Below are 25,505 nucleotides of genomic sequence, written 5' to 3'. Positions count from 1 at the left end.
CCGAGCCGCAATCGGGTGATGGGCGAGCGCCGCCTGCCGCCCGCCGATGCTATCGACCGTGTCCGAGTCGCGGTCAACCTGACCGAGTCGCCGCTTGCCTGGCTGGCGCGGCGTGGTCTCGTCACCGACCGCCAGTTCGTCGCGGGCGAGCGCCTGCGCGCCGACTTCATGCGCGCCGGCCACAGCCCCTCGATCGTGATGCGCTGGAACGCGGCCCCCGCGGGGCTCGCGGCGCACCACCCGCCAGCGACCCGACGACGGCGCGCATCGCGGCGCGCCAAAGCTTCGACGCCGCGGTCGCCGCCGCCGGCCCCGGCCTGTCGGATATCCTGTGGCGCGTCGTCTGCATGGGCGAAGGGCTGGAGACCGCCGAACGCGCGCTCAAATGGCCGGCGCGCGCGGCCAAGCTGGTGCTGTGCCTCGCCCTCGACCGGGTCGCGGACTTCTACCGGGTCTGAAGCTGGGTCACCGCCTGCCGCAGCATCACCCCGCACAAGTGGGCGCGGTATTCGGCGGAGGCGTGGATGTCGGCGCTGAGGTCGTCGTCGGGCAGGACCAGCCCGGCGACGGCGCTGACGTCAAAGTGCGCAGCGAGCGCCGCCTCGGCCTCGGCCCAGCGGAACGCACCCGGCCCGGCTCCGGTGACCGCGACGCGAACCTCGGCCCCGAAGCGCGCGACGTACACGGCGGCGACGGCATAGCGCGAGGCGGGGTGGCGAAACTTCGCGTAGGCGCTGGCGTCGGGAACCCGGAAGCCGACGCGCGTGATGATCTCGCCGTCCTCGAGCGCGGTCGCAAACATGCCCTGGAAATAGTCTTGCGCCGCATGGCTGGAGCGGTCGGTCTCAATGACCGCGTCCAGCGCGAGGCACGCGGCGGGATAGTCGGCGGCGGGATCGTTGTTGGCGATGACGCCGCCGATGGTGCCGCGATTACGCACCTGCGGATCGCCCACCAGCAGCGCCGCTGCCGCCAGCCCCGGGATCGCCGCTGCGACCGTCGCGTCGTTGGCGATGGCCGCGTGAGTCGCGAGTGCGCCGATCCACAGCCGGTCGCCGTCGCGGGTGATCGCGGCCAGCCCGGGAATGCCGGTCAGGTCGATCAGCCGCTCGGGAGCCCGCAGCCGCGCCTTCATCGCCGGCAGCAGCGTATGCCCGCCCGCCAGCCATGCCGCCTCGCCACCCGCTCCGAACGCGGTCACCGCGTCCGCAAGACTCGTCGGCCGCACCAGTTCGAAATCATGCATCGGCCGTCTCCGCCGCGTTGCTGGTCATCGCCCGTGCGCCGGCTTCGATGGCGCTGACGATGTTGATGTAGCCGGTGCAGCGGCAGAGGTTGCCTTCGAGCTCGTGCGCAATCGTCGCCCGGTCGACCCCCGCCCCGTGGCGCTGGGCAATACCAATGCCGGCGATGACCATGCCCGGCGTGCAGAAGCCGCACTGGAGTCCGTGATGCTCGCGAAACGCCGCTTGCATCGGATGGAGGGTGTCGCCGCGCGCCAGCCCCTCGATCGTCGTCACCTGCTGCCCGGCGCACGCCGCTGCGAGCACCGTGCAGGCCTTGACCGGCAAGCCGTCGACCAGAACGTTGCACGCCCCACACTGGCTGGTCTCGCAGCCGATGTGCGTGCCCGTAAGCCCGAGATGGTCGCGCAACAGCTCGACGAGCAAGGTCGCGGCGGGCACGTCGACCGCGTGGGTCGTGCCGTTAATTGTCAGGCTGGTCTGCATGTCGTCCCTCCCCTTCGCTCGGTCAGCTTTAGTCCGTCAGTCCGAGCGCTGTCTTGTAGGTCTCGAGCAGCGCCTCGGCTTCCTGCCGGTCGCCCTTGTCCATGCTCCGCAGCCGGACGATAGTCCGCATCGTCTTGTTATCGAAGCCGGTACCCTTGGCCTCGGCATAGACATCCTTGATGTCATCCGACACGCCTTTGCGATCTTCCTCCAACCGCTCGATTCGCTCGATGAACAGCCGCAACTGCTCGGCGGAGACGTTTTCCGATGACATTAAAGCTCCAAGTCTGATTGGTAGCCCCGACTGCTAGACACCGCGGGGCCGGGGAACAAGCTGCGAGTTTGCAGGACGCCTCTATTGACGCCCATCGCGCCGCTTCCGCTGTCATCCCGGCGAACGCCGGGACCCAGTTACCCTCCGCATACCGCCTTGGTGGACGCGGCAAAGCTGGACCCCGGTGTTCGCCGGGATGACAGAGCAGGACTATCCTTACGGCTGGCTCGCGCTCGGTGGGTCGCTTGCCGGAAAGCTTTCGTCGAGCGCCTCGTCCAGAACGCGGTTCCTCGCCACGCTGGCCGCCATGCGCTCCAACTGCTCGGGCGTCGCCTCGGTCTGGTACTGGGCCTTCCAGTCCGACTGGGGCATGCCGTAGGCCCATTCGCGCGCCTCGGCCTTGGTCAGCGAATGGCCGGTGGTCAGCGCCGCCTCCTCGAGCCAGTCGCCGAGGCAGTTGCGGCAGAATCCGCCGACCCCCATCAGGTCGACATTCTGGACATGGGTGCGCTGGCGCAGGTGCCCCAGCAGGCGGCGGAAGGCGGCCGCCTCGATACGGTCGCGCGTGATCTCGTCCATTATGCCCGGCTCCGGCTTGAGGTTCATACGCTATAAGGCTAGGGCCGCAGCGCCGCGCAAGGTGCGCAGCCGAGGAACAACTGCGTGACCATCCGAACCGAACCGCGCCGCCGCCGGGTCAAGGTGCTCGCGACGCTTGGACCGGCGTCCGCCAGCCTCGACATGATCCGGGCGCTGCATGCCGCCGGTGCCGACGCCTTCCGCATCAACATGAGCCACGGCACCCCCGAGGGCCGGGCCGAGCTGATCGCCAATATCCGCCTGCTCGAAAAGGAAACCGGCCGGCCGATGACGGTGCTCGCCGACCTGCAAGGGCCGAAGTTGAGGGTCGGGCGCTTTGCGAACGGAGGCGTCGAGCTGGTGAAGGGCGCGAGCTTCGTGCTCGACATGGACAAGACCCCCGGCGACGAAACCCGGGTCGAGCTGCCCCACAAGGAGCTGTTCGCCGCGATGACCAAGGGCGCGCGGCTGTTGCTCGACGACGGCAAGATGGTGCTCCGCGTCACCGAGGCGAGCGCGGCACGGCTGGTCACCGAGGTCGTCGTCGGCGGGCGGCTGTCGAACAACAAGGGGCTGAACGTCCCCGACGTCGTGGTGCCGCTGGCGGCGCTGACGCCCAAGGACCGCACCGACCTCGACTTCGCGCTCGACCACGGCGCCGACTGGATCGCGCTGTCGTTCGTGCAGCGGCCCGAGGATGTCGCCGAGGCACGCGCTTTGATCCGCGGCCGCGCTTCGCTGCTCGCTAAAATCGAGAAGCCGCAGGCGATGGAGCGGCTGGCCGAAATCCTCGAGCTCGCCGACGCGGTGATGGTGGCGCGCGGCGATTTGGGCGTCGAGCTGCCGCCCGAGCAGGTGCCCCCGGCCCAGAAGCGCATCGTCGCGATGGCACGCGCCGCGGGTAAGCCAGTGGTGGTCGCCACCCAGATGCTCGAGTCGATGATCACCTCGCCGTCGCCCACCCGCGCCGAGGTCAGCGACGTCGCCACCGCGATTTACGACGGTGCGGACGCGGTGATGCTGTCGGCCGAGAGTGCCGCGGGCGCATGGCCGGTCGAGGCCGTCTCGATGATGGATGCCATCGCGCGCCAGGTCGAAGGCGATCCGTTGTGGTTCGACCGCGTCCACTTCACCGAGACCGCGACCAACGCGACGACCGCCGATGCGCTGTCGGCAGCAAGCGGTGCGATCGCCCGAACCATCGGCGCGACCGCCATCACCTGCTTCACGATATCGGGGTCGACCGCCCGGCGTGCAGCGCGCGAGCGCGCCACGGTGCCGATCCTGTGCTTGACTCCCAAGAGTGAAACGGCGCGGCGGATGGGGCTGGTGTGGGGCGTCCATGCAGTCGTGACGCGCGACGTGCAGGACTTCGAGGAAATGGTGGCCAAGTCGAAGCGGGTCGCGCTGCGCAGCGGCGTCGCGCACGGCGGCGACCTGATGGTGCTGATCGCCGGGGTGCCGTTCTCGACACCGGGCACGACCAACGTGCTCCACGTCGTCCGGCTCAGCGGCGACGAACTGGTCGGCTACTAGCGCCTCTGACTGGCCGGCGTTAACGCTCGCTGCGGGCGAACCAGGCAATCGTCATGCCGACGAAAACGACGTGAACGATCAGCGCGTGGACCAGCGTGAGCGTATCCCAGTGCGGCCAGCGCGCCGCCGCCGACGACGGCACGACGCCGTAGTTCATCACGAAGAATGTACCGAGCCCGTACACCGCCCCGACGTGGACCGGTCGCCGCCTGAGCAGCGGCCAGTTGCGGCTGGCGAGGATGTATGTCGCCGCGAAAATCAGCATGATGCCGTAATGCGCCGCGAACCCGAGCGCCGCCGCCCGCGTGCCGCCGGTGAACGCCGCCTTGCCGAGGAAGCCGCTGGCAACCGACTGCAGGACCCGGTCGGTGGTCAGGCCGCGCGTGCCGAAGACCATGAAGGCGCTCAGCAGGTCGAGCGTGCCGGCGACCGCCGCCGCTCCCAGGATGGTACGCCATGGCCCGCTACGCACCGACCCCGACCCGTTACGCATCACTGTTGCCCCCGCACCCCACGTCGCGACTACGTCGCAATACCGACCGGCGCAAGGCGCGTGGCTCAGGGCAGCTTCAGCGGCGCCACGGCAACCGACGGGGCCGGCTCGTTGAGCAGCGGCACGACGACCGCGTTGAGGTCGTCGAGACTGAACGCCCCGACCTTTATGCTGCGCAGGATACCGTCGCGCCCAATGATGAAACTGGTCGGCAACGCGTTGACCTTGCCGTAGCCGCCGCGGAAATTCCGGACCATCGGGAACGCCACGGCGCGAGCCAGCGGCGTCAGGCGCGACAGCGGCACCGAGTCCTCGGTAGTCACCGTCACGATCTTGAGGCCATGGCTCGCCTGCAGCCTGAGATAGGCGTCGAGCAAAGGCAGTTCGCGCTTGCACGGCCCGCACCACGTCGCCCAGAAATTGAGGATGACGACGTCGCCGGCCAGGTCCGCAAGGTCGATCGGCGTGCCGTCGAACACCGTGGCGTGAAAGCCCGGTGCCGGCTGCCCGACCACCGGTGCCGCGAATGCCGGTGCCGCCAGCAGCAGCGCGGCGGCGATGAACGATGCCGCCCGTCTCAAATCAGTCCCCCAAATAGTAGCGCCTCGTTGCCGTCAGGTCGTCGGCCAGTTCGTAGACCATCGGCTTGCCGGTGGGTATCTCCTCATGGACGATGTCGGCGTCGGCGATGTTCGACAGGTGCTTGACCAAGGCTCGCAGCGAATTGCCGTGGGCGACGATGACGACGCGCTTGCCGGCCTGGATCTCGGGCACGATCACCGACTCCCAGTAGGGAAGAACCCGCGCGATGGTGTCCTTCAGGCTCTCGGCGGCGGGCACCGCGACCCCGGCGTAGCGGCGGTCCTTCGACAGGTCGAACTCGCCGCCCGGCGCGAGTGGCGGCGGCGGGATGTCGAAGCTGCGCCGCCAGACCATCACCTGCGCCTCGCCGTGGATCGCCGCGGTCTCGGCCTTGTTGAGCCCGGTCAGCCCGCCGTAGTGGCGCTCGTTCAGCCGCCAGTCCTTGACTACCGGCAGCCACAGCCGGCCCATGGCTTCCAGCGCAAGGTCGAGCGTCTTGATCGCGCGGCTCTGCACGCTGGTGAAGCACAGGTCGAAGTCGAAGCCGTGCTGGCTAAGCAGTTCGCCCGCCGCGACTGCCTCGGCGATACCCTTCTCGGTCAGCGCCACGTCCCACCAGCCGGTGAAGCGGTTCTCGAGGTTCCACGCCGACTGGCCGTGGCGGATGAGGACGAGCTGGGGCATGGTCAAAGTTCCAGGTGGAAGAATTGGTTGAAGTCCGAACCGACGTATCCGCCGAAGGCTGCGCCGCTGGTGAAGCCGCGCCGCCGGTACAACCCCAGCGCCGATTCGTAAGCTGCGCCCGACCCGGTTTCGAGGCTGAGCCGCCGGTAGCCGCGGGCCTTCGCGGCATCGATCAACTGGTCGAGGATCGCGGCGCCGACGCCCTTGCGGACGTGTTCGGGCGCGGTCCGCATCGACTTGACCTCGCCGTGGTCGGGAGCGACCTCCCTCAGCGCGCCGCAGCCGAGCAGGGCGTCGCCCTCCCACGCCGACCAGAACGTCACGTCGGGTGCTTTCAACCGCTCGATGTCGAAGGCGAAGACGCTGCCTGGTGGCGAGTTGCGGTGCGCCTCCTCGAGGTGATGACGCAGCAGCGCGCCGATCGCATCGCCAGTCAGGTCGTCTGGCCGGACGATCACCGCAGCCGCTCGACGACCTCATGCAGCGCCGCGAGGCAGTCCCGCCCCAGCGCCTTCGACCGCCCCGGAGACCAGCCGCGCTTCGGGTCGGGATTGTCGTCGGCGTCCTTGAACGGCATCTCCAGCGTCATCGCCAGGCAGCCGAAGCGCTCGGCCAGCTGGTTGGTGCTCATCGTCAGGTTCGCCCGCCCCGGACCCGTCGCGGGATAGCCGATGCGGGTCTGGAAGTCGGGGCTGAGCCGCGCGAGGCCCGCCTTGTAGTCGTTGAGCAGCCCAAGCTGCCGGTCGGTGATCGACGGAATGCCCTCGAAGCCCGCGATGAAGTTGTGGGGCAGGGACTCGTCGCCGTGCACGTCCATCGCGAAGTCGACGCCGGTCGCGTCCATCGCGTTACGGACGCACAGCACCTCGGGCGAGCGCTCGGGCGTCGGCTCGGCCCACTCGCGGTTGAGGTTGGCCCCGACCGCGTTGGTCCGCAGGTGGCCGCGCCGCGACCCGTCGGGGTTCATGTTCGGCACGACGTGGAAGCTGCACGCCGCGCGCAGCCGCCGCGCGACCGGGTCGCTGGCATCGACCAGCCGCTCCAGCGCGCCCTCCATCCACCACTCGGCCATACTCTCGCCGGGGTGCTGGCGCGCGTACAGCCAGACCTGTTTCGCACCGTTGCCGATGTGCAGGCAGTCCATCGGCTGGCCCTCGATGGAGGTACCGAGCACCTCCGCCCGGACGCCGTCGTGGCTGCCGATGCGTGCCACCAGGTCGTGATGCCGCTCCATCGAGTAAGGCGCGAAATACGCCACCCAAAGGCTGTCGCCACGCGGTGTCACGCGGATGGTCAGGATGCCGTCGTCATAGCTCGTCGGGGCGCGGGTCCAGTCCTGCCGGTCGTCGGAGACCACGGCACGGTAGTTCGGCCAGCCACCCTCGTATGCCGAACCCTTGCAGTTGACGATCCGCAGCGTGCACGCCTGCCCGCGTGCACCGGTCAGCCGGAAATGGAACCACTGGTAGAAGTCGCTGTGCGCGTCCTTGCGGATGCGCAGGTCGATCGCCCCCGGCCCGGCGATGCGTTCGACCTCGATATTGCCGCTGTCGAAGGCGGCGGAAACGGCGATTGTCATGGGCGGGTAATGGCGGGTGGCGCGGGTTGCCGCAAGGGGCTGGTGGGGTTGGCGATTACCTCCTCCTGCGCTGACGGACGGCGCCACCTTCGACCGGGCCAAGCTTCGCATGGAGTCGTTCGGAACCCGTTCATTGATGGGTTGTATTTCTGGATGCCCACCAAGAGGAGAATGTGGTGAATATTTCTAAGATCGTTGGTTCTATCGGTGCAGCAGCGGCGGCAATGCTGCTGGTTGCGGGACCGGTCTCGGCGCGCCCGTCAGATCACCGCGGCCGCAAGCGGCAGGTCTGCAAGATCGAACGCCACCACGGCCACCGCACCAAGGTCTGCCACTGGAGGTAATTCGTGATCTGGGGAACGGCCGTAACTGGCCGTTCCCCGTTCGATCGCTCGACGTCCTGTTTCAGTCAAGCCGTCAGCCGGGCCCGCGATGATCCCCGCCCCGGCCGTCCCGTCGATCGTCGTGGTGCCGGTCGCTGTTGTGTCCCGGCCCGCGGCCCCAATCACGACACCCGGCAACCGAAAAACCAATCGCGATCAGTGCCGCGGCAAGTGTGATCGTCCGTCCAGGTCCATTTCTACGCATCGACTTACTCCTGTTGATGCTCAAGCAACCGACGTAGTGACATGGCGGTTCCGGTCGGGAGCGCGCCAGGTTCAACGCGATCTCCGCACGCCTATCGCGCCTTCACCCGCACGGTCTGCCCCCGCGCGCCCGGGAAGCCCGCCAGCAGTGCATGCGCCAGTTCCGGAACCGCACGGTCAAGGTCGCCTGCCGCGCCCTGCGCCTCGCTGGTTGCGCGGCCTTCCCAGACGACGGTGGCATCGCTGCGACGCTTCAGCTGCAGTCCGAGCGTCGTCGCGCGGATATCGTTCGGGTGGCCGCCGCTGATCGGGACCGTCACCCCGCCGCCGACCCCGCCGAAGCTGCCGCCGTGACGTCCATAGCCGCCGCCACCGACACCGCCGCCGATACCGATCGAGAAACCGCCGCCCGACCGGCCCGGGCGGGCCGTCTGCGTGACGGTGATCGTGCCGATATAGGCTGCGGTGGTGTCGCCGGCCGGGACCGCGATGAAACTCTGCGCGGTAAGTTCGCGCGCCACGGCGTCGGCATAAGAGCCAAACTCCAGGCCACCCTGCCCGCCTTCGGCCGGCACCAGCGCGACGGTCGAGCGCGCGATCGGCTGGCCGAGGTGAAAGCGGGTCACCTCAGCGCCCTGCGGCCCGGTCGAGCAGGCCGCGAGCAAGGCCAGCGCCGATAGCGCCGCCAGGCGGGTCGCCAACGAACGGGAAACGGCGGTACGGGGAACAACAAAACCGGAAACTGCGACGCGCATGGAACTCAAGCCCTCACATTGTCTTCTCGCGTCCGTTACAACGCCCCGCGCGCTGCACAAGTCGCATCGCACAGTCACAAGGATTTCAAGACCATGAGTGATACCGGCACCGTGCTCGTGACCGGCGGCGCCGGCTATATCGGCAGCCACGCCGTGCTGGCGCTTCGCGATGCCGGCTATTCGGTGGTCGTGATCGACAATCTTGCGACCGGATTCCGCTGGGCGCTGCCCGCCGACGTGCCGCTGGTCGAGGGCGATATCGCCGATGCCGCACTGGTTGCCCGCACCCTCGTCGAGCACCGGGTCGGCGCGGTCATGCACTTCGCCGGGTCGATCATCGTGCCGGAGTCGGTCGGCAATCCGCTCAAATACTACCGCAACAACACCGCTGCGAGCCGCACCCTGATCGAGGCTGCGGTGACGTCAGGGGTCAAGCACTTCATCTTCTCGTCGACCGCGGCGGTCTACGGCATGCCGGATATCTCGCCGATCGGGGAGGACGTGCCCAAGGCGCCGATCAACCCCTACGGCACCTCCAAGCTGATGACCGAGCTGATGCTCCGCGACGTCGCTGCCGCGCACCCGATCAATTACGGCGTGCTGCGCTATTTCAACGTCGCCGGGGCCGATCCGCACGGCCGCAGCGGGCAATCGACCGATGGCGCGACCCACCTGATCAAGGTCGCCTGCGAGGCCGCGACCGGCAAGCGCGACCACGTCACCGTGTTCGGCACCGACTATCCGACCGCCGACGGTACGGGGGTCCGCGACTATATCCACGTCCACGACCTTGCCGCCGCGCACGTCGCGATGCTGGTCAAGCTGGCCGCCGAGCCGGACGTCTCGCTGACCTTCAACTGCGGCTATTCGCGCGGCTTCTCGGTGATGGAGGTGCTCGACGCCGTCGACCGGGTGACCAACATGAAGATCGAGCGCGTCATGGCCCCGCGCCGCGCCGGCGACCCGCCCGCGCTCGTCGCCGACAACGCCCGCATCCTGGCGGGCCTCGAATGGAAGCCGGTGCGCGACAACCTCGACTGGATCATCGCCGACGCGCTGGCGTGGGAGCGCAGCCTCGCGCTGCGGCACCCGAGCTGAACTTCCTACCGCCCATTGTCATTCCGGCGAACGCCGGAACCCAGCTACCCGAAGGCTCGGAGTTCAGAGCACGCGATGCAACCGTGTTCCGGCCTTCGCCGGAATGACAACACCAAGGCTCTGTCAGCCTTGACTTGGACGCCCCCTCCGCATAGGGAGCGCGACCTTTCCAGACCAACCCCGTTTCCGGTGCACCCATGAAGATTCGTAACAGCCTGAAGTCGCTGAAGGGCCGTCATCGTGACTGCCGCGTCATCCGCCGTCGTGGCCGCACGTACGTCATCAACAAGACGAACCGCCGGTTCAAGGCGCGCCAGGGCTAAGTCAGCGCGCTGAGCAAGCCGTCCGCCGTCGTCTTCGACGTCGGCCACGTCCTCTACGACTGGAGCCCGCGCTACCTCTATTCGAAGCTGATCGCCGACCCGGCGCGGCTCGACCGGTTCCTGCGCGACGTCGTCACCCCGGGATGGCACTTCCAGCATGATGCCGGCCGAGCCGCGGCGGAGACCACCGCGGAGCTCACCGCCCGCTTCCCAGACGACGCCGAGCTTATCGCGGCCTACGTGCCACGCTGGCTCGAGACCATCCCCGGCCCGATCCCCGGTATGCTCGAACTGGTCGCCGAACTCGATGCCGCCCATGTGCCGCTGTTCGCGATCACCAATTTCTCCGCCGAATTCTGGCCCCGCTTCGCCGCCACCGCGCCGGTGTTCGAGCGCTTCCGCGACATTGTCGTCTCGGGCGTCGAGAAACTGACCAAGCCCGGCCCGGAGATCTACGCGCTCGCGCTGGACCGCTTCGGACTTGCACCGGGCGAGGCGGTGTTCATCGACGACCGGGCCGACAACGTCGCTGCTGCCGGCCGCGCCGGGCTGATCGGACACGTCTTCGACGGCGCGGTGGGGGTCCGGACTTTTTTAGCCGAACAGGGCCTTCTCCACTAACTACTTGATATTGCAGTGTAGGATCGGTTCTCAGGAACGTGTAGGGTGTAAACTCTGACAACTCTGGGCCTGTTGGTACCCACGCCGGTTGCCCCGCCCCGCCCTCCGCCCTAAGGTCCGCCGCTTCCTGAGCTTGGGGGCAAGAGTGGACGAACCGCTCGTCGGCATCATCATGGGCAGCCAATCCGATTGGGCGACGATGACCCATGCCGCCGCCACGCTGGCGAGCTTCGGCGTGCCGCACGAGGTCCGCATCGTGTCTGCCCACCGCACCCCGCAACGCCTCTACGACTACGCCACCACCGCCGCCGGGCGAGGCCTGCGCGCCATCATCGCCGGAGCGGGCGGGGCCGCGCACCTGCCTGGCATGGCCGCCGCGATGACCCGCCTGCCGGTGTTTGGCGTGCCCGTCGAATCGAAGGCGCTGAGTGGCATGGACAGCCTGCTGTCCATCGTCCAGATGCCCGCCGGCGTGCCGGTCGGAACCCTCGCCATCGGCACGCCGGGCGCGATCAACGCCGCGTTGATCGTCGTCGCCCAGCTCGCCACCACCGACGCCGCACTCGCCGACCGCCTCGACGCCTGGCGCGCCGCCAAGACCGCCGGCGTCAGTGAAACTCCCGAGGACAAGCCCGCCAAGTGACACCTCCCGGAGCGACGATCGGCATCCTCGGCGGCGGCCAGCTCGGGCGCATGCTCGCGCTCGCGGCCGCCAACATGGGCTACCGCGTCCATATCTTCGCGCCCGAGCACGAGCTGCCCGCCGGCGACGTCGCCGCCGAGGTCACCCGCGCCGACTACACCGACCGCGCCGCCCTCGACCGCTTCGCCGCCGCGGTCGACATCGCCACCTTCGAGTTCGAGAACATCGACGTCGAGGCCATCCGGCACCTGGCAACCCGCGTCCCCGTCCACCCGCCGGCGCGGGCGTTGGAGGTCTCGCAGGACCGCATGGCCGAGAAGCGCTTCGTCGAGGGCCTCGGCGGCACCACCGCGCCGTACCGCGCCGTCGACAGCCTTGCCAACCTCCACGCCGCCGCCGCCGCGATCGGCACGCCCGCCGTGCTCAAAACCCGCCGCATGGGCTATGACGGCAAGGGCCAGGCGCGCCTGCACAACCTCGACGACTGCGCCGCGGCATGGGAAGCGACCGGCGGAGCACCCGCGATCCTCGAGGGCTTCGTCACCTTCGACGCCGAGTTCTCGGTCATCCTGGCACGCGGCGCGAAGGGCCTCGTTGTCTACGACGTGCCCGACAACTGGCACCTGAAGGGCGTACTGTGCGAGAGCCACGTACCCGCCCGCGCCCGCATCGCCGAGCAGGTCGAGGCTGCCACCAAGCTCGCCCGCGCCGTCGCCGACGCGCTCGACTACTGCGGCGTGCTGACCCTCGAGTTCTTCGCTACCGCCGACGGCCCGGTGTTCAACGAGATGGCGCCCCGCGTCCACAACTCCGGCCACTGGACCATCGAAGGCACCCGCGCATCACAGTTCGAGAACCATATCCGCGCCATCTGCGGGCTACCGTTGGGCTCGACCGAGCGCACCGCACCGAGCGTGCGCATGAAGAACCTGCTCGGCGACGACGTCCACGACTGGGCGACCATCCTCGCCGACCCCGCCGCACACCTCCACCTCTACGGCAAGAGCGAGGCCCGGCCCGGCCGCAAGATGGGCCACGTCACGTGGCTTCAGGGGTAAGTCCGGCGCGGCGGCGCGAATTGATTAGGTCCAGAGTGCGGTAAGCCTGTACGCTGACGCACAAATAAGGACACTGCAATGGACCTGCCCCAGACCCAGGCAGGCAACAGTCTGCTGCGGACGCTCACCGCGGCCGACTACGCGCTGCTGGCCCCGCACTTCAAGCGCATCCCGCTGCCGGTCAACCTGCGCCTCCACGAGGCCGGACGCGGCATCGACCGGGTCTATTTCCCGGAGAGCGGCATCATCTCGATCGTCGCGGTCACCCTCGACGGGCGGAGCTGCGAGATCGGGCTCTTCGGGCGCGAGGGCATGTCCGAGACCGCGACCGTGCTCGGCACCGACCACTCACCCCACGAGGCCTATGTGCAGGTCGCCGGCGGTACGGCGCTGCGCCTGCCGACCGAGGTGCTCAACGAGGCTTTTGAAACCAGCCTGACGCTGCGCCATCACCTGCTGCGCTACGTCCAGGCGATGATGATCCAGCTGTCGAGTTCGATCGCCGCCGCCGGACAGACCATCGAGCAGCGCCTCGCCCGATGGCTGCTGATGTGCCACGACCGCCTCGACGACGACGAAGTGCCGCTGACCCACGACTTCATGGCGATGATGCTCGGGGTGCGCCGCGCCGGCGTGACGACGTCGCTGCACGCGCTCGACCAGCACGGCCTGATCGCCACCGGTCGCGGCAACGTCACCATTCTTGACCGCGCCGGCCTTGAGGCGTTCGCCGCGGGTGCCTACGGCCTCGCCGAGGCCGAGTATTTCCGCCTGATTGGGGCAAAGCTTCGGCGCAGCGAGACCAGCCCGCCCGCCACGACAGCCCGAGACCCTAAGCCGGCGTCGGTCTAGGCGGCTACGCTACGCCCCGAGCCCGCTCGAACAGCCACACCCGGATCGCGCTCGACAGGTTGGTCGTCCGCGCCTCGTCGATCTCCGTGATCAGCGCCGCGACGGTCCGTGCGTCCGCCGAAGCCGCATCCCGCAGCGCGTCCCAGAACACCGGCTCAAGGCTGAACGACGTCGCATGGCCGGCGATGCTGACCGAATGCTTCTTCAGGCCGCCCGGCCTGATCAATACATGTGCTGCCCGCCGTTAAGCGACAATGTCGACCCGGTGACGAAGCCCGCATCCTCCGACGTCAGGAACACCACGCCGCGCGCGATCTCGCTCGCCTGACCGAGCCGCCCGACGGGGATCTTGGCAACGATTTTCTCCAGCACGTCGGCCGGAACAGCGGCGACCATGTCGGTGTCGATATAGCCGGGCGCGATGGCGTTGACGGTGATGCCCGACCGCGCGCCTTCCTGCGCCAGCGCCTTGGTGAAGCCGTGGATGCCGGACTTCGCGGCGGCGTAGTTGACCTGCCCGTACTGGCCGCCCTGCCCGTTGATCGAGCCGATGCTGACGATCCGCCCATAGCCGCGCGTCCGCATGCCCGCGAACACCGCCTTCGCCATGTTGAAGCAGCCGCCAAGGTTCACATCCATGACCTCCTTCCACATCTCGTAGCTCATCTTCATAAGCGTGCCGTCGCGAGTGATGCCGGCATTGTTGACCAGCACGTCGACCGGCCCGAGGTCAGCCACGACCTGCGCGACGCCATCGAGGCACGACTGGTGGTCGGCGACGTTCCACTTATACGACTTGATGCCGGTCCGGTCAGAGAACGCCGCCGCCTTGGCATCGTCGCCGCCATAGTTCGCAGCTACGGTCATGCCCTGCGCCTGCAGCGCGATGCTGATCGCCTCGCCGATACCGCGGGTACCGCCGGTAACGATCGCCACTCGAGCCATGTCATTCTCCCCAAAGTCGTTCTGGTAAGGCTATTTTGCCAAACACTATTGCGGCGGTAGCCACCCGGCAAGTTCACGCTTCAGTAAAGTCTCGAGCATCGCCAGCCCGGGTGCGGAGGCGTTGAGGCACGGCAGATAAGCGAAGCGCTCCCCGCCATGCTCGATGAAGATTTCGCGGCCCTCGCGGTCGATCTCGTCGAGCGTCTCGAGATTGTCGGCAGAGAACCCGGGCGACACCACGGCGATGCGCCTTACACCCTCGGACGGCAGCTTGGTGAGCGTTGCATCGGTGTACGGCTTGAGCCATTCGGCACGTCCGAGGCGCGATTGGAAGCTGACCCTTAGCGGCAGCGATAGACGCTCGCCGAGCAGCCGCGCGGTCTTCTGGCAATGGCAGTGGTAGGGGTCGCCACGTTCAAGCGTCCGCCGCGGCATGCCATGGAACGACGCGAGGACGAGGTCGGGCACGAAGTCGAGCGCGGCAATCCCTGCCTCGACCGAGGTTACCAACGCGTCGATATACTCGGGCGCGTCGTGGTAGGGGGGCAGCGTCCGCAGCGCCGGCTGCCAGCGCCAGCCGGCGACGGTCTCATGGACGAGCTGGCTGACGGTGCCCGTCGTGGCGCTTGAGTACTGCGGATACAGCGGCGCGATCAGGATGCGTTCACAGCCCTGGTCGCGGAGCTTCTCGAGCGCCGCCGGAATGCCCGGGGTGCCGTAGCGCATTGCCCAGTCGACGATGACGCCGGGGAATGCGCTCGCCATTGCTGCGGCCTGCTCGGCAGTGATCGTCGCCAGCGGGGAGCCGCCGTCGCCCCAGATGCGCGCATAGTTCGCAGCGGTCGTTTTTGGCCGGGTGCGCAGGACAAAGCCGCGCAGCAGCGGCTGCCACAGGATCGGCGGCAATTCGACGACGCGGCGGTCGGACAGGAACTCGGCAAGGTAGCGGCGCACCGACCCGGTATCGGGCGCGTTGGGCGTACCGAGATTAACCAGCAACAGCCCGATCTTGCCAAATGCGACGGGTGGATGATCGGCAGGCCGCGCCTTTACCATGGAATCGGTCCCGCGCGCGTCAGTCATAGGGGCGTCCGTCACGAGCAAGTCCGTCATACGAGCGTCAATGGCAGGTCGCGCAGGCGCTTGCCGGTGGCAGCGAAGACCGCGTTGGCGACGGCGGGGGCGATCGGCGGCGTGCCGGGCTCGCCCGCGCCACCGAGTGGCGCGCTGCTCGGCACCAGGATCGTCTCGATGACCGGCGTCTCGGCGAGTGTAAGCAGCGGGTAGCCGTCGAAGTTGGTCTGCGCGGGGGCGCCGTCGACGAAGTTGATGCGGCCCTTTAACGCCGCGGTCAGCCCGAAGATGACGCCGCTTTCCATCTGGGCGCGGACGATGTCCGGGTTGACCACCGGGCCGCAGTCGACCGCCACCCAGACGCTGGTGACCCGCAGCCCGGCCTTGTCGACATGGACCTCGGCGACCTCGGCGACGATGCTGCCGAAGCTTTCGACGAGTGCCATGCCGCGCCCTACGCCCGGCGCATCCTGGCCGAGCGGCCCGCTGGCGCTGAGCACGGCCTCGATCACGGCGCGGTGACGGGGTTGGTCGCGGAGCATCGCGAGACGGAACGCGCCGGGATCTGTCCCGGCGGCATGGGCGAGCTCGTCGATGAAGCTCTCGACGAAGAAGCCGGTGAAGCTATGTCCGACCGAGCGCCAGAAGCCGAGCGGCACAGGCAGGTCGACGAGCGCATGCTCGGCCAGAAAACCGGGCAGCGCGTAGGGCAACGCCTGTGTGCCGTCGACGCTCTCCGCGGCGGCCTTCGGCTTGCCGCCCAGCGCCGGGATGTTGCGTCCCATGAACGAGGCACCGACGTCGGGCACCGCGACCCGGCTTGCCCATGCGGCGACGTGCTTGTCGGGCCCGATGCGGCCGCGCATCCGCGCCGCTGCGGCGGGACGGTAGCGCCCCTGCGCCATGTCTTCTTCCCGGCTCCAGATCAGCTGGACCGGTGCCTTGACCGCCTTTGCGATCAAGGCCGCCTGCACGCAGGCATCGGTCTCCGCCTTGCGTCCGAAGCCGCCGCCGAGCAGCGTCGGGTGGACCGTCACCGCGCTCTCCTCGATGCCGAGCGCCTTGGCCACCGCCCACGTCACCATCGTCGTCGACTGGGTCGGGGCCCAGATCTCGGCGCGCCCGCCCACGACCCGCGCGGTCGCGTTCATCGGCTCCATGCAGGCATGGGTGACGAACGGCACGGTGTAGTCGGCGGTGACGACACCCGCGCCTTGGAGACTGCCGACGTCGCCGTGCGAGGCCACCTCCGTACCCGGCTTGGCGATCGCCGCCTTGAGCGCCGGTTCCATCCACGGTCCCGGTTGCTTCGGGATGCGGGCGAACTCGGCCTTGACCTGGTCGAGCCCGGTCTTTGCGGCCCACCAGCCGTCGGCGACTACCGCGACCCAGCTCGGGCCCTTGACCATCGCGACCCCGGCGGGGGCGCTCGCCGAGACCAGCTTGGGGTCGCCGGTCGGCCCGGAGCGGACAGCGGCATAGCGCAGTCCCGGCAGGCGCACGTCGAGCCCGAAGCGCGCCGACCCATCGACCTTACCCGGAATGTCGAGCCGCCGCACGCTCTTCCCCATCAGCTTGCGAGTTGCTGCAGGCCGCAACTCCGGAGCGCTCGGCGCGTCCTCCTGCGCCGCCTTGCCTGCCAGCTCGGCGAAGCGCGCCGACCGCGCCTGGTAGGTGATGAAGCCATTGGCCGCCTTGCAGTCGCGCCAGTCGCAGTCCCACTCGCGCGCCGCCGCCCGTTGCAGCATCTCGCGCGCCGAGGCCCCGGCGAGGCGGATGGTGTCGTGGAAGCCGCGGATCGATGTGCTGCCGCCGGTCATCTGGATGTCGTAGCGCTCGACCAGCTCGCGCATCACCCAACCGCCGACGCCCCGCAACGCGGCCGGCATCCCGGCGACGACGTCCAGTGTCATGCCCTGGTTGGCGTAGACCGGATGCAGCGGTGCCGGCTCGACCGCGATGGTGTTCCAGTCCGCACCGAGCTCGTCGGCCAGGATCTGCGGCAGGCTGGTATAGACCCCTTGCCCCATCTCGGCCTGCGGCACGGCGACCGTCACCCGGCCGTCGGTGCCGATCTTGACCCAGCCGTTGATCAGCGTCTCGTTCGGTGCCGTCGCCCAGTTCAGCGCCCGGTGGCGCGGCCACGCGGCATAGGCGACGACCAGGCCAGCCGCCGCCCCGGTGCCGACGATGAACCGCCGTCGGGTCAGGCGGCGCTTCGGCGGCAGCGACGGTTCGGGATCGGAACGGGCCATGTCTTAACGTGCTAGCGCGCGCCGCCGCGCTTGTCGAAGGCCTCGGAGCCGGTTGGCGGGTCGACCGGCTTGGCAATTCGTCGCGGGCAGGCCAAGAAGCATGCAGTGCCGTCGAAAATTCCCGTCCTCGAGATCGTGCCGAGCCCGGCCAGCGGGGGCCGTCCGGCGAATCACACCGACGCCTCTTTCGCCGAGACTGCCGACCGCGGCGCCGAACTCGCTTCGTTCGCCGACAACCTGCCGACGCCGTGCTGGATCGCCAACGCCGACGGCTACATCTTCTGGTACAACCGCTGCTGGTACAGCTACACCGGCACGACCCCGAGCGAGATGGAGGGTTGGGGCTGGCGCAGCGTCCACGACCCCGAGCGCCTGCCTGCTGTCCTCGCCAGCTGGACCTCCGCCCTCGAAGCCGGCGCGGCGTTCGAGATGACCTTTCCGCTGCGCGGCGCCGACGGCAGCTACCGGCCGTTCCTGACCCGGGTCTCGCCGGTGCACGATGCCGACGGGCGGTTGATCCGCTGGTACGGCGTCAACTCGGATGTCAGCGGCGAAGTCTCGCTGGCCAACCGCCTGTCCGACTCCGAGGCGGCACTGCTGGCCTTCTTCGAGACCTCTGGGCTGTTCACCGCGATCCTCGACCTCGACGAGGACGACTTTACCTTCGTCCTCGCCAACCGGCGGATGGCCCGGTTCTGGGGCGGCGAAGGGGTCGCCGGACGGACGGCGCGCAGCCTCACCTCCGACCGACTGCCGACATCGATGATGCCAACGATGCATGCCGCTCACGCCAGCGGCAAGTCGACGACGATGGAGTATCCGTTCGACGGCCCCGACGGCGAGCGCTGGTTCACCGCAACGCTGACGCCGATGCCTGCCGGCGCGTCGGCCAAGCCCCGCATCTCGATCGCCAGTCTCGACATCACCGCCCGCAAGCGCGCCGAAGCCGCGCTGGCGCAAGCGGTCGAGAGCAAGGACATGCTGCTCCACGAGGTCAATCACCGCGTCAAGAACAGCCTGCAGCTGGTCACCGCCTTGCTGTCGCTGCAGGCCGCGCAGTCGGAGAGCCAGCTCCTCCGCGCCAGCCTGCTCGAGGCGCGAGGACGGGTCGCGGTCGTCGCCTCGATGCACCAGCGGCTCTACTCGACCAGTGCCCACGACCGCGTCGACCTGGTCGGCTACCTGCGCGATCTGGCAGCCGAGAACGTCGCCGCCCACGGTGCGCAGGGGCTGGTCGGCCTCGAATTCGAGGCCGACGATGAGCTGGTGCTCGAACTGGCCCGCGCCGTGCCGCTGGCGTTGATCGTCGGCGAACTGCTCACCAACGCCTTCAAATATGCCTTCCCGGGTGGGGCGCAGGGCATCATCCGCGTCGCGCTTCGGCGCGAGAGCGGCGCGGTGCGGCTCGAGGTCGCCGACGACGGCGTCGGCTTGCCCGAAGGCTTCTCGATGCTCGGCGCGCCGTCGCTGGGCATGAAGATCGTGCGGTCGCTGAGCCGGCAGATCGGCGCTACGGTCGAGGTCGAGGATGCCGCGCCGGGGACGCGTTTCAGGATTACGCTGCCTGATGCAAAGTAGCGCCGATTTATTTTCAGGTGCGGCGGGCGCGCGTGAGAGTTTACAGAGGTTACGCCAACGAGGGTCTTTGCTGATTTCGAGCTAGGACGAGCCCGCACGATTTCGCAACGGCTTAGCGTCGTGACTTGTCACCAGAGATGAGAAAGAGCGCGTGCCAGTGAGTTTGGCTTGATCGCATTGTACCAGATGGGTGAGCCGTAGGACAGGTCCAACCCGACAGCATCATCCCGGCGAAAGCTGGGACCCATCCCCTGAATTCGGGAGACGAGTCCCGGCTATCGCCGGGATTACGTGTTGAGGAAAACGATCGATCTGCGTCAGGCTGCGAACTGGTTCATCGTGTTGTGCGCGCCGCCGGCCTTGAGGGCTGCTTCACCGGCGAAATACTCCTTGTGATCGTCGCCGAGGTCGGAGCCGGACATGTTCTGGTGACGGACGCAGGCGATGCCCTGGCGGATTTCCTGGCGCTGGACGTTGAGCACGTAGCCGAGCATGCCCTGCTCGCCGAAGTACTCGCGGGCGAGATTGTCGGTCGACAGCGCGGCGGTGTGATAGGTCGGCAGCGTGATCAGGTGGTGGAAGATGCCCGCCCGCTTGGCCGAATCCGACTGGAAGGTGCGGATGCGCTCGTCGGCCTCGGCCGCCAGATCGGTGGTGTCGTAGTCGACACTCATCAGACCAGCGCGGTTGTAGGCTGAGACATCCTTGCCTGCAGCGGTCCAGGCGTCGAACACCTGCTGGCGGAAGTTCAGCGTCCAGTTGAACGACGGCGAGTTGTTGTAGACGAGCTTGGCATTCGGGATGACTTCTCGGATGCGGTCGACCATGCCGGCGATCTGCTCGATGTGCGGCTTCTCGGTCTCGATCCACAGCAGGTCGGCGCCGTTCTGCAGCGAAGTAATGCTGTCGAGCACGCAGCGGTCCTCGCCGCTTCCGGCGCGGAACTGGAACAGGTTCGACGGCAGGCGCTTGGGACGCAGCATCTTGCCGTCGCGGTTGATGATGACGTCGCCGCTGCGGGCGTTCTCGGGGGTGATCTCCTCGCAGTCGAGGAAGCTGTTGTACTGGTCGCCGAGGTCGCCGGGGGTGTGGCTGACGGCAATCTGCTTGGTCAGGCCGGCGCCGAGCGAGTCGGTGCGGGTGACGATGATGCCTTCCTCGACGCCGAGTTCGAGGAAGGCGTAGCGGCAGGCGCGGACCTTGGCGAGAAAGTCCTCGTGGGGCACGGTGACCTTGCCGTCCTGGTGGCCGCACTGCTTCTCGTCCGAGACCTGGTTCTCGATCTGCAGGGCGCAGGCACCGGCCTCGATCATCTTCTTGGCGAGCAGATAGGTCGCCTCGGCGTTGCCGAAGCCGGCATCGATGTCGGCGATCACCGGCACGACGTGGGTCTGGTACTTGTCGACGGCGAGCAGCAGTTCCTTCTCGCGGGCGATGTTGCCGGAGGCGCGCGCCGCGTCAATCTCGCGGAACATGCCGCCGAGCTCGCGGGCGTCGGCCTGGCGCAGGAAGGTGTACAGTTCCTCGATCAGGGCGGGCACGCTGGTCTTCTCGTGCATCGACTGGTCGGGCAGCGGGCCGAACTCGGAGCGCAGCGCCGCGACCATCCAGCCCGATAGGTAGAGGTAACGGCCCTTGGTGGTGCCGAAGTGCTTCTTGATGGAGATCAGCTTCTGCTGCCCGATGAAGCCGTGCCAGCAGCCGAGCGACTGGGTGTAGTCGGCAGGGTCGGCGTCGTAGGCGGCCATGTCGGCGCGCATGATGCCGGCGGTGTAGCGGGCGATGTCGAGGCCGGTCTGGAAGCGATTCTGGAGGCGCATGCGGGCCACGGCCTCGGCACTGATACCGTCCCAGGTGCCGGACTTGGAGGCGATCAAGTCGCCAATCGCGGAGGTATGATCCTGGTACGCCATGCGATGATCCTTTGACCGGTTCTTTACAAATGATACGGCGGGGGACGTTATCGTCTCTCCCGCCGATCCTCCCCTTGTCCGATGACGCAGCCAATGCTCGCGTGCAGGTTACCGGTCAATTACCCCACTTGTCGAAATCGTGTCGCAATGTGTAGATGAGCGGTAAGGGAGCTGTCGTGTTGTACGTGTTCTTGACAAGCCGGTGAGCGACCGCAAGCTGTTCGCGGGCGCGCGCCTGCGCCGCCTCCGTCTCGCACAGAGCGTCACGCAGACCCGCATGGCGGCCGACCTCGGGGTTTCCGTCAGCTATCTCAACCTGATCGAGCGCAACCAGCGGCCGCTGACCGCCGCGTTCCTGCTCAAGCTGGCGGCGACCTACAACCTCGATCTCCGCCAGTTGACCGGCGACGACGGCGACGCGCTGGCGGTCGAGCTGGAGCGGGTGTTCGCCGAACCGGCGCTGGCGGGGATCGCGGTCGGGCGCGCCGAGCTGGCCGAGGTCGCCGCCGCCTCACCCGGGGTCGCGCAGGCCTTACTCCGGCTTCACGCCGCGCTCGGCGGGGCCAGCCCGGCGGACGAGCCGAGCGCGATCGAGGCGGTGACCGAGTTCCTGCTCGACCGCCGCAACCACTTCCCGGAGCTCGACGCCGCTTGCGAGGCGCTCGCCGACGAGCTGCGGCTCGCGTCGGGTGATCTCGGTGCCGCATCGGCCGACCGGCTCCGTGTCCGCCACGGCCTCGGCGTGCGTGTCCTGCCGGCCAACATCATGCCCGACCTGCTGCGCCGCCTCGACCTGCACGCCCGCCAGCTGCAATTGTCGGAGATGCTCGACGCGGCGTCGCGGACCTTCGCGGTCGCAAGCCAGCTGGTGCTCAGCGAACTCCGCCCGGTCATCGACGCGACGCTGGCCGGGGCCGCCCTGCCCGCCTCCGCCCAGCGACTGGCGGTGGTCAGCCTGGTCAATTACGCAGCCGCCGCGATCATGATGCCTTATGGCCGGTTCCACGCCGCCTGCGAGGCCACCGGCTATGACATCGAGCTGCTGCAGGCGCGCTTCGGGGCGGGATTCGAGCAGGTCGCGCACCGGCTGACGACGCTGCAGCGCCCGGGCCTGCGCGGCGTGCCGTTCTTCATGCTCCGCACCGACCGCGCCGGGAATATCTCGAAGCGCTTCTCGGGGACGCGCTCGGCGCTGGCGGCGCGCGGCGGCGGCTGCCCGTTGTGGACGTTGCACGCCGCCTTCGACCGGCCGGGGTCGATCGTCCGGCAGCTGGTCGAGACCGAGGACGGGGCCGCTTATCTCACCGTTACCCGCACCGTTCGCACCTACGGCATGCCGTTCGGGCAGCCGCGACCCGAGTTCGCCTGCCTCGTCGGCTGCGAGGTCAGCCACGCCCGGCCACTGGTCTATGCCGCCGGTCTCGACCTCGAAACGACCCCGGGGACGCCGATCGGACTGGGTTGCGCATCCTGCCGCCGCACGGCATGTCGCCAGCGCAGCCTGCCTCCACGTGGGGAACGGCTGGTCATCGACGAGCGTACTCGCGGCATCACCCCCTTCCGATTCGCCCCTACCGGAGACTGAAAATGGCTGTTGACGGCGTCCAGATCACCGGCGCGATGAAGCCCGGATTCGAGACCATCCTGACCGACGCCGCGATGCTGTTCGTCGCCAATCTGCACCGCCAGTACGAGCCGACCCGGCAAGCCCTGATCCGCGCCCGCTACGAGCGCCAGCGCTGGTGGAACGAGGGCAATCCGATCGAATTCGCGCCCGAGACCTCGAGCGTCCGCGACGGCGACTGGAAGGTCGCGGGATCGCCCGCCGACCTGCAGGACCGCCGCGTCGAGATCACCGGGCCGGTCGACCGCAAGATGGTCATCAACGCGCTCAACTCAGGCGCAAAATGCTACATGGCGTGCTTCGAGGACGCCTCGACCCCGGCGTGGGAGATCATGGTCGAGGGCCAGGTCAATTTGCGCGATGCGGTCGCGGGCACGATCACGCTCGAAGACAAGGGCAAGAGCTATAAGCTCAACGAAACCACCGCGACGCTGCTTGCCCGCCCGCGCGGCTGGCACCTGCCGGAGGCGCACATGGTCGTCGACGGCGAAGCGGTGGCGGGCGCGCTGTTCGATTTCGGAATGTACTTCTTCCACAACGCCCAGGCCCTCGTCGCCAAGGGGTCGGGGCCGTATTTCTACCTGCCGAAGCTCGAGCATTATCTCGAGGCGCGGCTGTGGAACAATGTCTTCGTCTATGCCCAGTCGGTGCTTGGCCTGCCGGTCGGCACGATCAAGGCGACGGTGCTGATCGAGACGCTGCCGGGCGCGTTCATGGCGGACGAGATTCTGTACGAACTGCGTGACCATATCGCGGCCCTCAACTGCGGCCGCTGGGACTATATCTTCAGCTACATCAAGTGCTTCGGAGCGGACAAGAACCACGTCCTGCCCGACCGCGGCGCCGTCAACATGACCGTGCCGTTCATGCGTGACTATGCGCTGCACGTCATCCGCACCTGCCACAAGCGCGGCGCGCACGCGATGGGCGGCATGTCGGCGTTCATCCCGGTCAAGGGTGACGAGGCCGCCAACGACAAGGCCTTTGCCGCCGTCCGCGCCGACAAGGAGCGCGAGGCGGACTTCGGCCACGACGGCACCTGGGTTGCGCACCCGGGCCTCGTCGGGATCGCGATGGAGGTCTTCGACAAGGCGATGCCCGGGCCGAACCAGCTGTCGAAGATCCCCGAGGGCAGCGTCACCGCGGAACAGCTGACCGTCGCACCCCCGGGTCCGAAGTCGTTGGCCGGACTGACCAACAACGTCAACGTCGGCATCGGCTATATCGCGTCGTGGCTGCGCGGCGTCGGCGCGGCCCCGCTCCACAACATGATGGAGGACGCCGCCACCGCCGAGATCAGCCGCACGCAGTTGTGGCAATGGCGGGTGACGGGTGCCGTGCTCGACAGCGGCGAGCCGGTGACGGCGGACCTGATCTCGCGCGTGACGGATGAGCAGCTCGACGTCTGGAAGAAGGATGTCGGCGACAACTTCTACACGGCGGGCAAGTACGTCGAGGCGGCCGAAATCTTCCGGACGCTGGTTCTGGCGGACGAGCTTGAGTCGTTCCTGACCCTGCCGGCCTACGCGCATTATTTCGCGAAGTAGGTCGCAGCGGGCCCCACTGGACCGAGCCGCATTACCGGCTCGGTCTAGAGCATTTTCCGATCAGTACGCATCATAGCCGGCGTGCCTGAAGTAGTTGGCGCATTCGTCGGGTGTGAATGCGTCGAGGCTGTTGCCGATGACGGTCCAGAGCTGGTCGACGGTTCGGGCGGCGGCTTTTCGGAGCAGCGCCTTGAGCTTCGAGAAGGCGTTTTCGATCGGGTTGAAGTCGGGCGAGTATGGCGGGAGGAAGAGCAGCGTCGCGCCGCTCGCCTCAATGGCTTCACGGACGGCGGCGCCTTTGTGGGCTGGCAGGTTGTCCATGATGATCACGTCGCCGGGGCTGAGCGTCGGCCCCAGCACCTGCTCGACATAGGCGAGGAACCACTCGCCCGTCATCGGGCCGTCGAGCACCATCGGCGCGGTCATGCCCGTCAACCGCAGAGCGCCCGTAAACGTCGTGGTTTTCCAATGTCCGTGCGGCACGCTCATCCGCAGCCGCTGCCCGCACGGGGCACGCCCGTGAAGGCGCGCCATCTTGGTGTTGGCCCCGGTCTCGTCGATGAACACGAGGCGATGCGGATCGAGGTCGAGCTGACCTTCGAACCACGCCTCGCGGCGAGCTACGACGTCGGGACGATCCTGCTCCGCTGCATGCCCGGACTTTTTTTGAGCGTGATCTTCCGACGCGCGAAGAACCGCCACAGCGTCGCGATGCCGACGGTGACGCCGTGCCCGGTAAGCATCTCGCGTAGCTCGGCAAGCGTGATGTCGGGCTGCCTGGCGACGGCGCCGAGGATCATGTCGGCATGGGCCTCGATCCGTCCCGAGCGCCGGTCGCCGCCCTGCCGCTTTGGCGTGGCAGCACCCGTCTGTCTCGCCAGCGCATGCCAACGGATCGCGCTCGACACGCTGACCCCGAACCGAGCCGCCGCCTGGCGTCGTGACAAACCCCCGTCGATCACCGCAACAACACGCTCACGAAGATCGATCGACAGCGCCTTGGTCATGCACGCCAGCCTCCCTCGCCAGCATGCATCTTGAATCAGATCGAAGCCGGCTTGGGAATCCCCAACGAGTCTGTCAGCTCGAAAGATGCTTGTCTTATGAAGACTCCGGCCTTTCTGCGAAGATAGGCCGCCGCCGACGAGCCGCAAACTCGCCGGTGGCGGGAAGGG

General features: G+C 68.1%; 27 protein-coding genes and 1 pseudogene. 12 read left to right on the top strand and 16 right to left on the bottom strand.

The window, feature by feature from the left end; all coding sequences use genetic code 11:
* The first annotated feature begins 18 nt into the window (after positions 1-18).
* Positions 19-458 (top strand): annotated as a pseudogene (locus KX816_06735) (hypothetical protein).
* On the opposite strand, the gene KX816_06730 reads toward KX816_06735, so the two are convergent.
* The 4 genes from KX816_06730 to KX816_06715 all read right to left on the bottom strand — a co-directional run bounded on the left by KX816_06730 (position 446) and on the right by KX816_06715 (position 2,583).
* Positions 446-1,246 carry a xanthine dehydrogenase family protein subunit M gene (locus KX816_06730; GenBank protein QXQ07699.1) on the bottom strand — a complete coding sequence of 267 codons (801 nt, stop codon included), beginning with the start codon at positions 1,244-1,246 and terminating at the stop codon, positions 446-448. The pseudogene KX816_06735 and the gene KX816_06730 sit on opposite strands and share 13 nt — an antisense overlap.
* On the bottom strand, positions 1,239-1,730 hold the full coding sequence (locus tag KX816_06725) for a (2Fe-2S)-binding protein (protein ID QXQ07698.1): 492 nt from the start codon (positions 1,728-1,730) through the stop codon (positions 1,239-1,241). Before KX816_06725 ends, KX816_06730 begins: the two co-directional genes overlap by 8 nt.
* 28 nt (positions 1,731-1,758) lie before the next feature.
* Entirely contained in the window at positions 1,759-2,004 is a 246-nt protein-coding gene (locus tag KX816_06720) for a DUF2312 domain-containing protein (protein ID QXQ07697.1), read from the bottom strand.
* Between the two features lie 216 nt (positions 2,005-2,220).
* Positions 2,221-2,583, bottom strand: a complete 363-nt coding sequence (locus KX816_06715) for a DUF1244 domain-containing protein (GenBank protein ID QXQ08437.1) — start codon at positions 2,581-2,583, stop codon at positions 2,221-2,223.
* An 84-nt stretch (positions 2,584-2,667) separates the two neighbouring features.
* Here KX816_06715 and pyk point away from each other — a divergent pair, with 84 nt between their 5' ends.
* The gene (pyk, locus tag KX816_06710; protein ID QXQ07696.1) at positions 2,668-4,119 is read left to right on the top strand and encodes a pyruvate kinase; all 1,452 of its coding nucleotides are present in this window, start codon (positions 2,668-2,670) and stop codon (positions 4,117-4,119) included.
* Between the two features lie 19 nt (positions 4,120-4,138).
* On the opposite strand, the gene KX816_06705 is transcribed toward pyk, so the two are convergent.
* The 5 genes from KX816_06705 to KX816_06685 form a co-directional block, all read right to left on the bottom strand.
* Positions 4,139-4,612: a hypothetical protein gene (locus KX816_06705; GenBank protein QXQ07695.1), complete on the bottom strand. Its 474-nt coding sequence runs from the start codon at positions 4,610-4,612 to the stop codon at positions 4,139-4,141.
* A 65-nt stretch (positions 4,613-4,677) separates the two neighbouring features.
* On the bottom strand, positions 4,678-5,157 hold the full coding sequence (locus tag KX816_06700) for a TlpA family protein disulfide reductase (GenBank protein ID QXQ08436.1): 480 nt from the start codon (positions 5,155-5,157) through the stop codon (positions 4,678-4,680).
* A gap of 37 nt (positions 5,158-5,194) precedes the next feature.
* Complete coding sequence (gene gpmA, locus KX816_06695) at positions 5,195-5,878, bottom strand: 2,3-diphosphoglycerate-dependent phosphoglycerate mutase (protein QXQ07694.1); 684 nt, start codon at positions 5,876-5,878, stop codon at positions 5,195-5,197.
* Between the two features lie 2 nt (positions 5,879-5,880).
* The gene (locus tag KX816_06690; protein ID QXQ07693.1) at positions 5,881-6,336 is read right to left on the bottom strand and encodes a GNAT family N-acetyltransferase; all 456 of its coding nucleotides are present in this window, start codon (positions 6,334-6,336) and stop codon (positions 5,881-5,883) included.
* Positions 6,333-7,457 (bottom strand): hypothetical protein, encoded by a 1,125-nt coding sequence (locus KX816_06685; GenBank protein QXQ07692.1) that lies wholly within the window; start codon positions 7,455-7,457, stop codon positions 6,333-6,335. The genes KX816_06690 and KX816_06685 overlap by 4 nt, the downstream gene beginning before the upstream one ends.
* Positions 7,458-7,633: 176 nt before the next feature.
* Between KX816_06685 and KX816_06680 the strand changes: the two genes are divergently transcribed.
* Positions 7,634-7,801 carry a hypothetical protein gene (locus KX816_06680; protein QXQ07691.1) on the top strand — a complete coding sequence of 56 codons (168 nt, stop codon included), beginning with the start codon at positions 7,634-7,636 and terminating at the stop codon, positions 7,799-7,801.
* Positions 7,802-8,136: 335 nt separating this feature from the next.
* Here the strand turns inward: KX816_06680 and KX816_06675 are convergent, their stop codons facing one another.
* Positions 8,137-8,745, bottom strand: coding sequence for a DUF4136 domain-containing protein (locus tag KX816_06675; GenBank protein ID QXQ07690.1), 609 nt, complete (start codon positions 8,743-8,745; stop codon positions 8,137-8,139).
* 147 nt (positions 8,746-8,892) lie between these two features.
* Here KX816_06675 and galE point away from each other — a divergent pair, with 147 nt between their 5' ends.
* The 6 genes from galE (at position 8,893) to KX816_06645 (ending at position 13,394) form a co-directional block, all read left to right on the top strand.
* A complete protein-coding gene (gene galE / locus KX816_06670; GenBank protein QXQ07689.1) occupies positions 8,893-9,897 on the top strand; it encodes a UDP-glucose 4-epimerase GalE in 1,005 nt (334 codons plus the stop codon).
* Positions 9,898-10,094: 197 nt separating this feature from the next.
* A complete protein-coding gene (gene ykgO / locus KX816_06665; protein ID QXQ07688.1) occupies positions 10,095-10,220 on the top strand; it encodes a type B 50S ribosomal protein L36 in 126 nt (41 codons plus the stop codon).
* A gap of 9 nt (positions 10,221-10,229) precedes the next feature.
* Positions 10,230-10,841, top strand: coding sequence for an HAD family phosphatase (locus KX816_06660; protein QXQ08435.1), 612 nt, complete (start codon positions 10,230-10,232; stop codon positions 10,839-10,841).
* 172 nt (positions 10,842-11,013) lie between these two features.
* Positions 11,014-11,484: a 5-(carboxyamino)imidazole ribonucleotide mutase gene (purE, locus tag KX816_06655; GenBank protein ID QXQ08434.1), complete on the top strand. Its 471-nt coding sequence runs from the start codon at positions 11,014-11,016 to the stop codon at positions 11,482-11,484.
* Positions 11,481-12,542 carry a 5-(carboxyamino)imidazole ribonucleotide synthase gene (locus KX816_06650; GenBank protein ID QXQ07687.1) on the top strand — a complete coding sequence of 354 codons (1,062 nt, stop codon included), beginning with the start codon at positions 11,481-11,483 and terminating at the stop codon, positions 12,540-12,542. Before purE ends, KX816_06650 begins: the two co-directional genes overlap by 4 nt.
* A gap of 78 nt (positions 12,543-12,620) precedes the next feature.
* Positions 12,621-13,394 carry a Crp/Fnr family transcriptional regulator gene (locus KX816_06645; protein QXQ07686.1) on the top strand — a complete coding sequence of 258 codons (774 nt, stop codon included), beginning with the start codon at positions 12,621-12,623 and terminating at the stop codon, positions 13,392-13,394.
* 4 nt (positions 13,395-13,398) lie between these two features.
* On the opposite strand, the gene KX816_06640 is transcribed toward KX816_06645, so the two are convergent.
* The 4 genes from KX816_06640 to KX816_06625 are packed head-to-tail and all read right to left on the bottom strand — an operon-like array spanning position 13,399 to position 17,668.
* A complete protein-coding gene (locus KX816_06640; GenBank protein QXQ07685.1) occupies positions 13,399-13,620 on the bottom strand; it encodes a ribbon-helix-helix domain-containing protein in 222 nt (73 codons plus the stop codon).
* Positions 13,617-14,339: an acetoacetyl-CoA reductase gene (gene phbB / locus KX816_06635; protein ID QXQ07684.1), complete on the bottom strand. Its 723-nt coding sequence runs from the start codon at positions 14,337-14,339 to the stop codon at positions 13,617-13,619. Before phbB ends, KX816_06640 begins: the two co-directional genes overlap by 4 nt.
* A 45-nt stretch (positions 14,340-14,384) precedes the next feature.
* Positions 14,385-15,395, bottom strand: a complete 1,011-nt coding sequence (gene hemH / locus KX816_06630; protein ID QXQ08433.1) for a ferrochelatase — start codon at positions 15,393-15,395, stop codon at positions 14,385-14,387.
* A gap of 53 nt (positions 15,396-15,448) precedes the next feature.
* On the bottom strand, positions 15,449-17,668 hold the full coding sequence (locus tag KX816_06625; GenBank protein ID QXQ07683.1) for a molybdopterin-dependent oxidoreductase: 2,220 nt from the start codon (positions 17,666-17,668) through the stop codon (positions 15,449-15,451).
* A 30-nt stretch (positions 17,669-17,698) separates the two neighbouring features.
* On the opposite strand from KX816_06625, the gene KX816_06620 reads away from it, so the two are divergent.
* Positions 17,699-19,246 carry a PAS domain-containing protein gene (locus KX816_06620; protein QXQ07682.1) on the top strand — a complete coding sequence of 516 codons (1,548 nt, stop codon included), beginning with the start codon at positions 17,699-17,701 and terminating at the stop codon, positions 19,244-19,246.
* A 317-nt stretch (positions 19,247-19,563) separates the two neighbouring features.
* Here KX816_06620 and KX816_06615 read toward each other — a convergent pair whose 3' ends face one another.
* On the bottom strand, positions 19,564-21,159 hold the full coding sequence (locus KX816_06615; protein ID QXQ07681.1) for an isocitrate lyase: 1,596 nt from the start codon (positions 21,157-21,159) through the stop codon (positions 19,564-19,566).
* Positions 21,160-21,361: 202 nt separating this feature from the next.
* Between KX816_06615 and KX816_06610 the strand changes: the two genes are divergently transcribed.
* On the top strand, positions 21,362-22,744 hold the full coding sequence (locus KX816_06610) for a DUF2083 domain-containing protein (protein QXQ07680.1): 1,383 nt from the start codon (positions 21,362-21,364) through the stop codon (positions 22,742-22,744).
* Between the two features lie 2 nt (positions 22,745-22,746).
* Positions 22,747-24,330 (top strand): malate synthase A, encoded by a 1,584-nt coding sequence (gene aceB / locus KX816_06605; GenBank protein QXQ07679.1) that lies wholly within the window; start codon positions 22,747-22,749, stop codon positions 24,328-24,330.
* A gap of 60 nt (positions 24,331-24,390) precedes the next feature.
* On the opposite strand, the gene KX816_06600 is transcribed toward aceB, so the two are convergent.
* Positions 24,391-25,337 (bottom strand): IS630 family transposase gene (locus KX816_06600; GenBank protein ID QXQ08432.1). Its coding sequence is split into 2 segments (ribosomal slippage): positions 24,391-25,001 and positions 25,001-25,337, totalling 948 coding nucleotides; the frame shifts between segments, so codons are not numbered across the junction.
* Between the last annotated feature and the right edge of the window lie 168 nt (positions 25,338-25,505).

Source organism: Sphingosinicellaceae bacterium, assembly GCA_019285715.1.
Taxonomy (GTDB): Bacteria; Pseudomonadota; Alphaproteobacteria; order Sphingomonadales; family Sphingomonadaceae; genus Glacieibacterium.
This window is presented reverse-complemented; position numbering and strand designations above follow the sequence as displayed.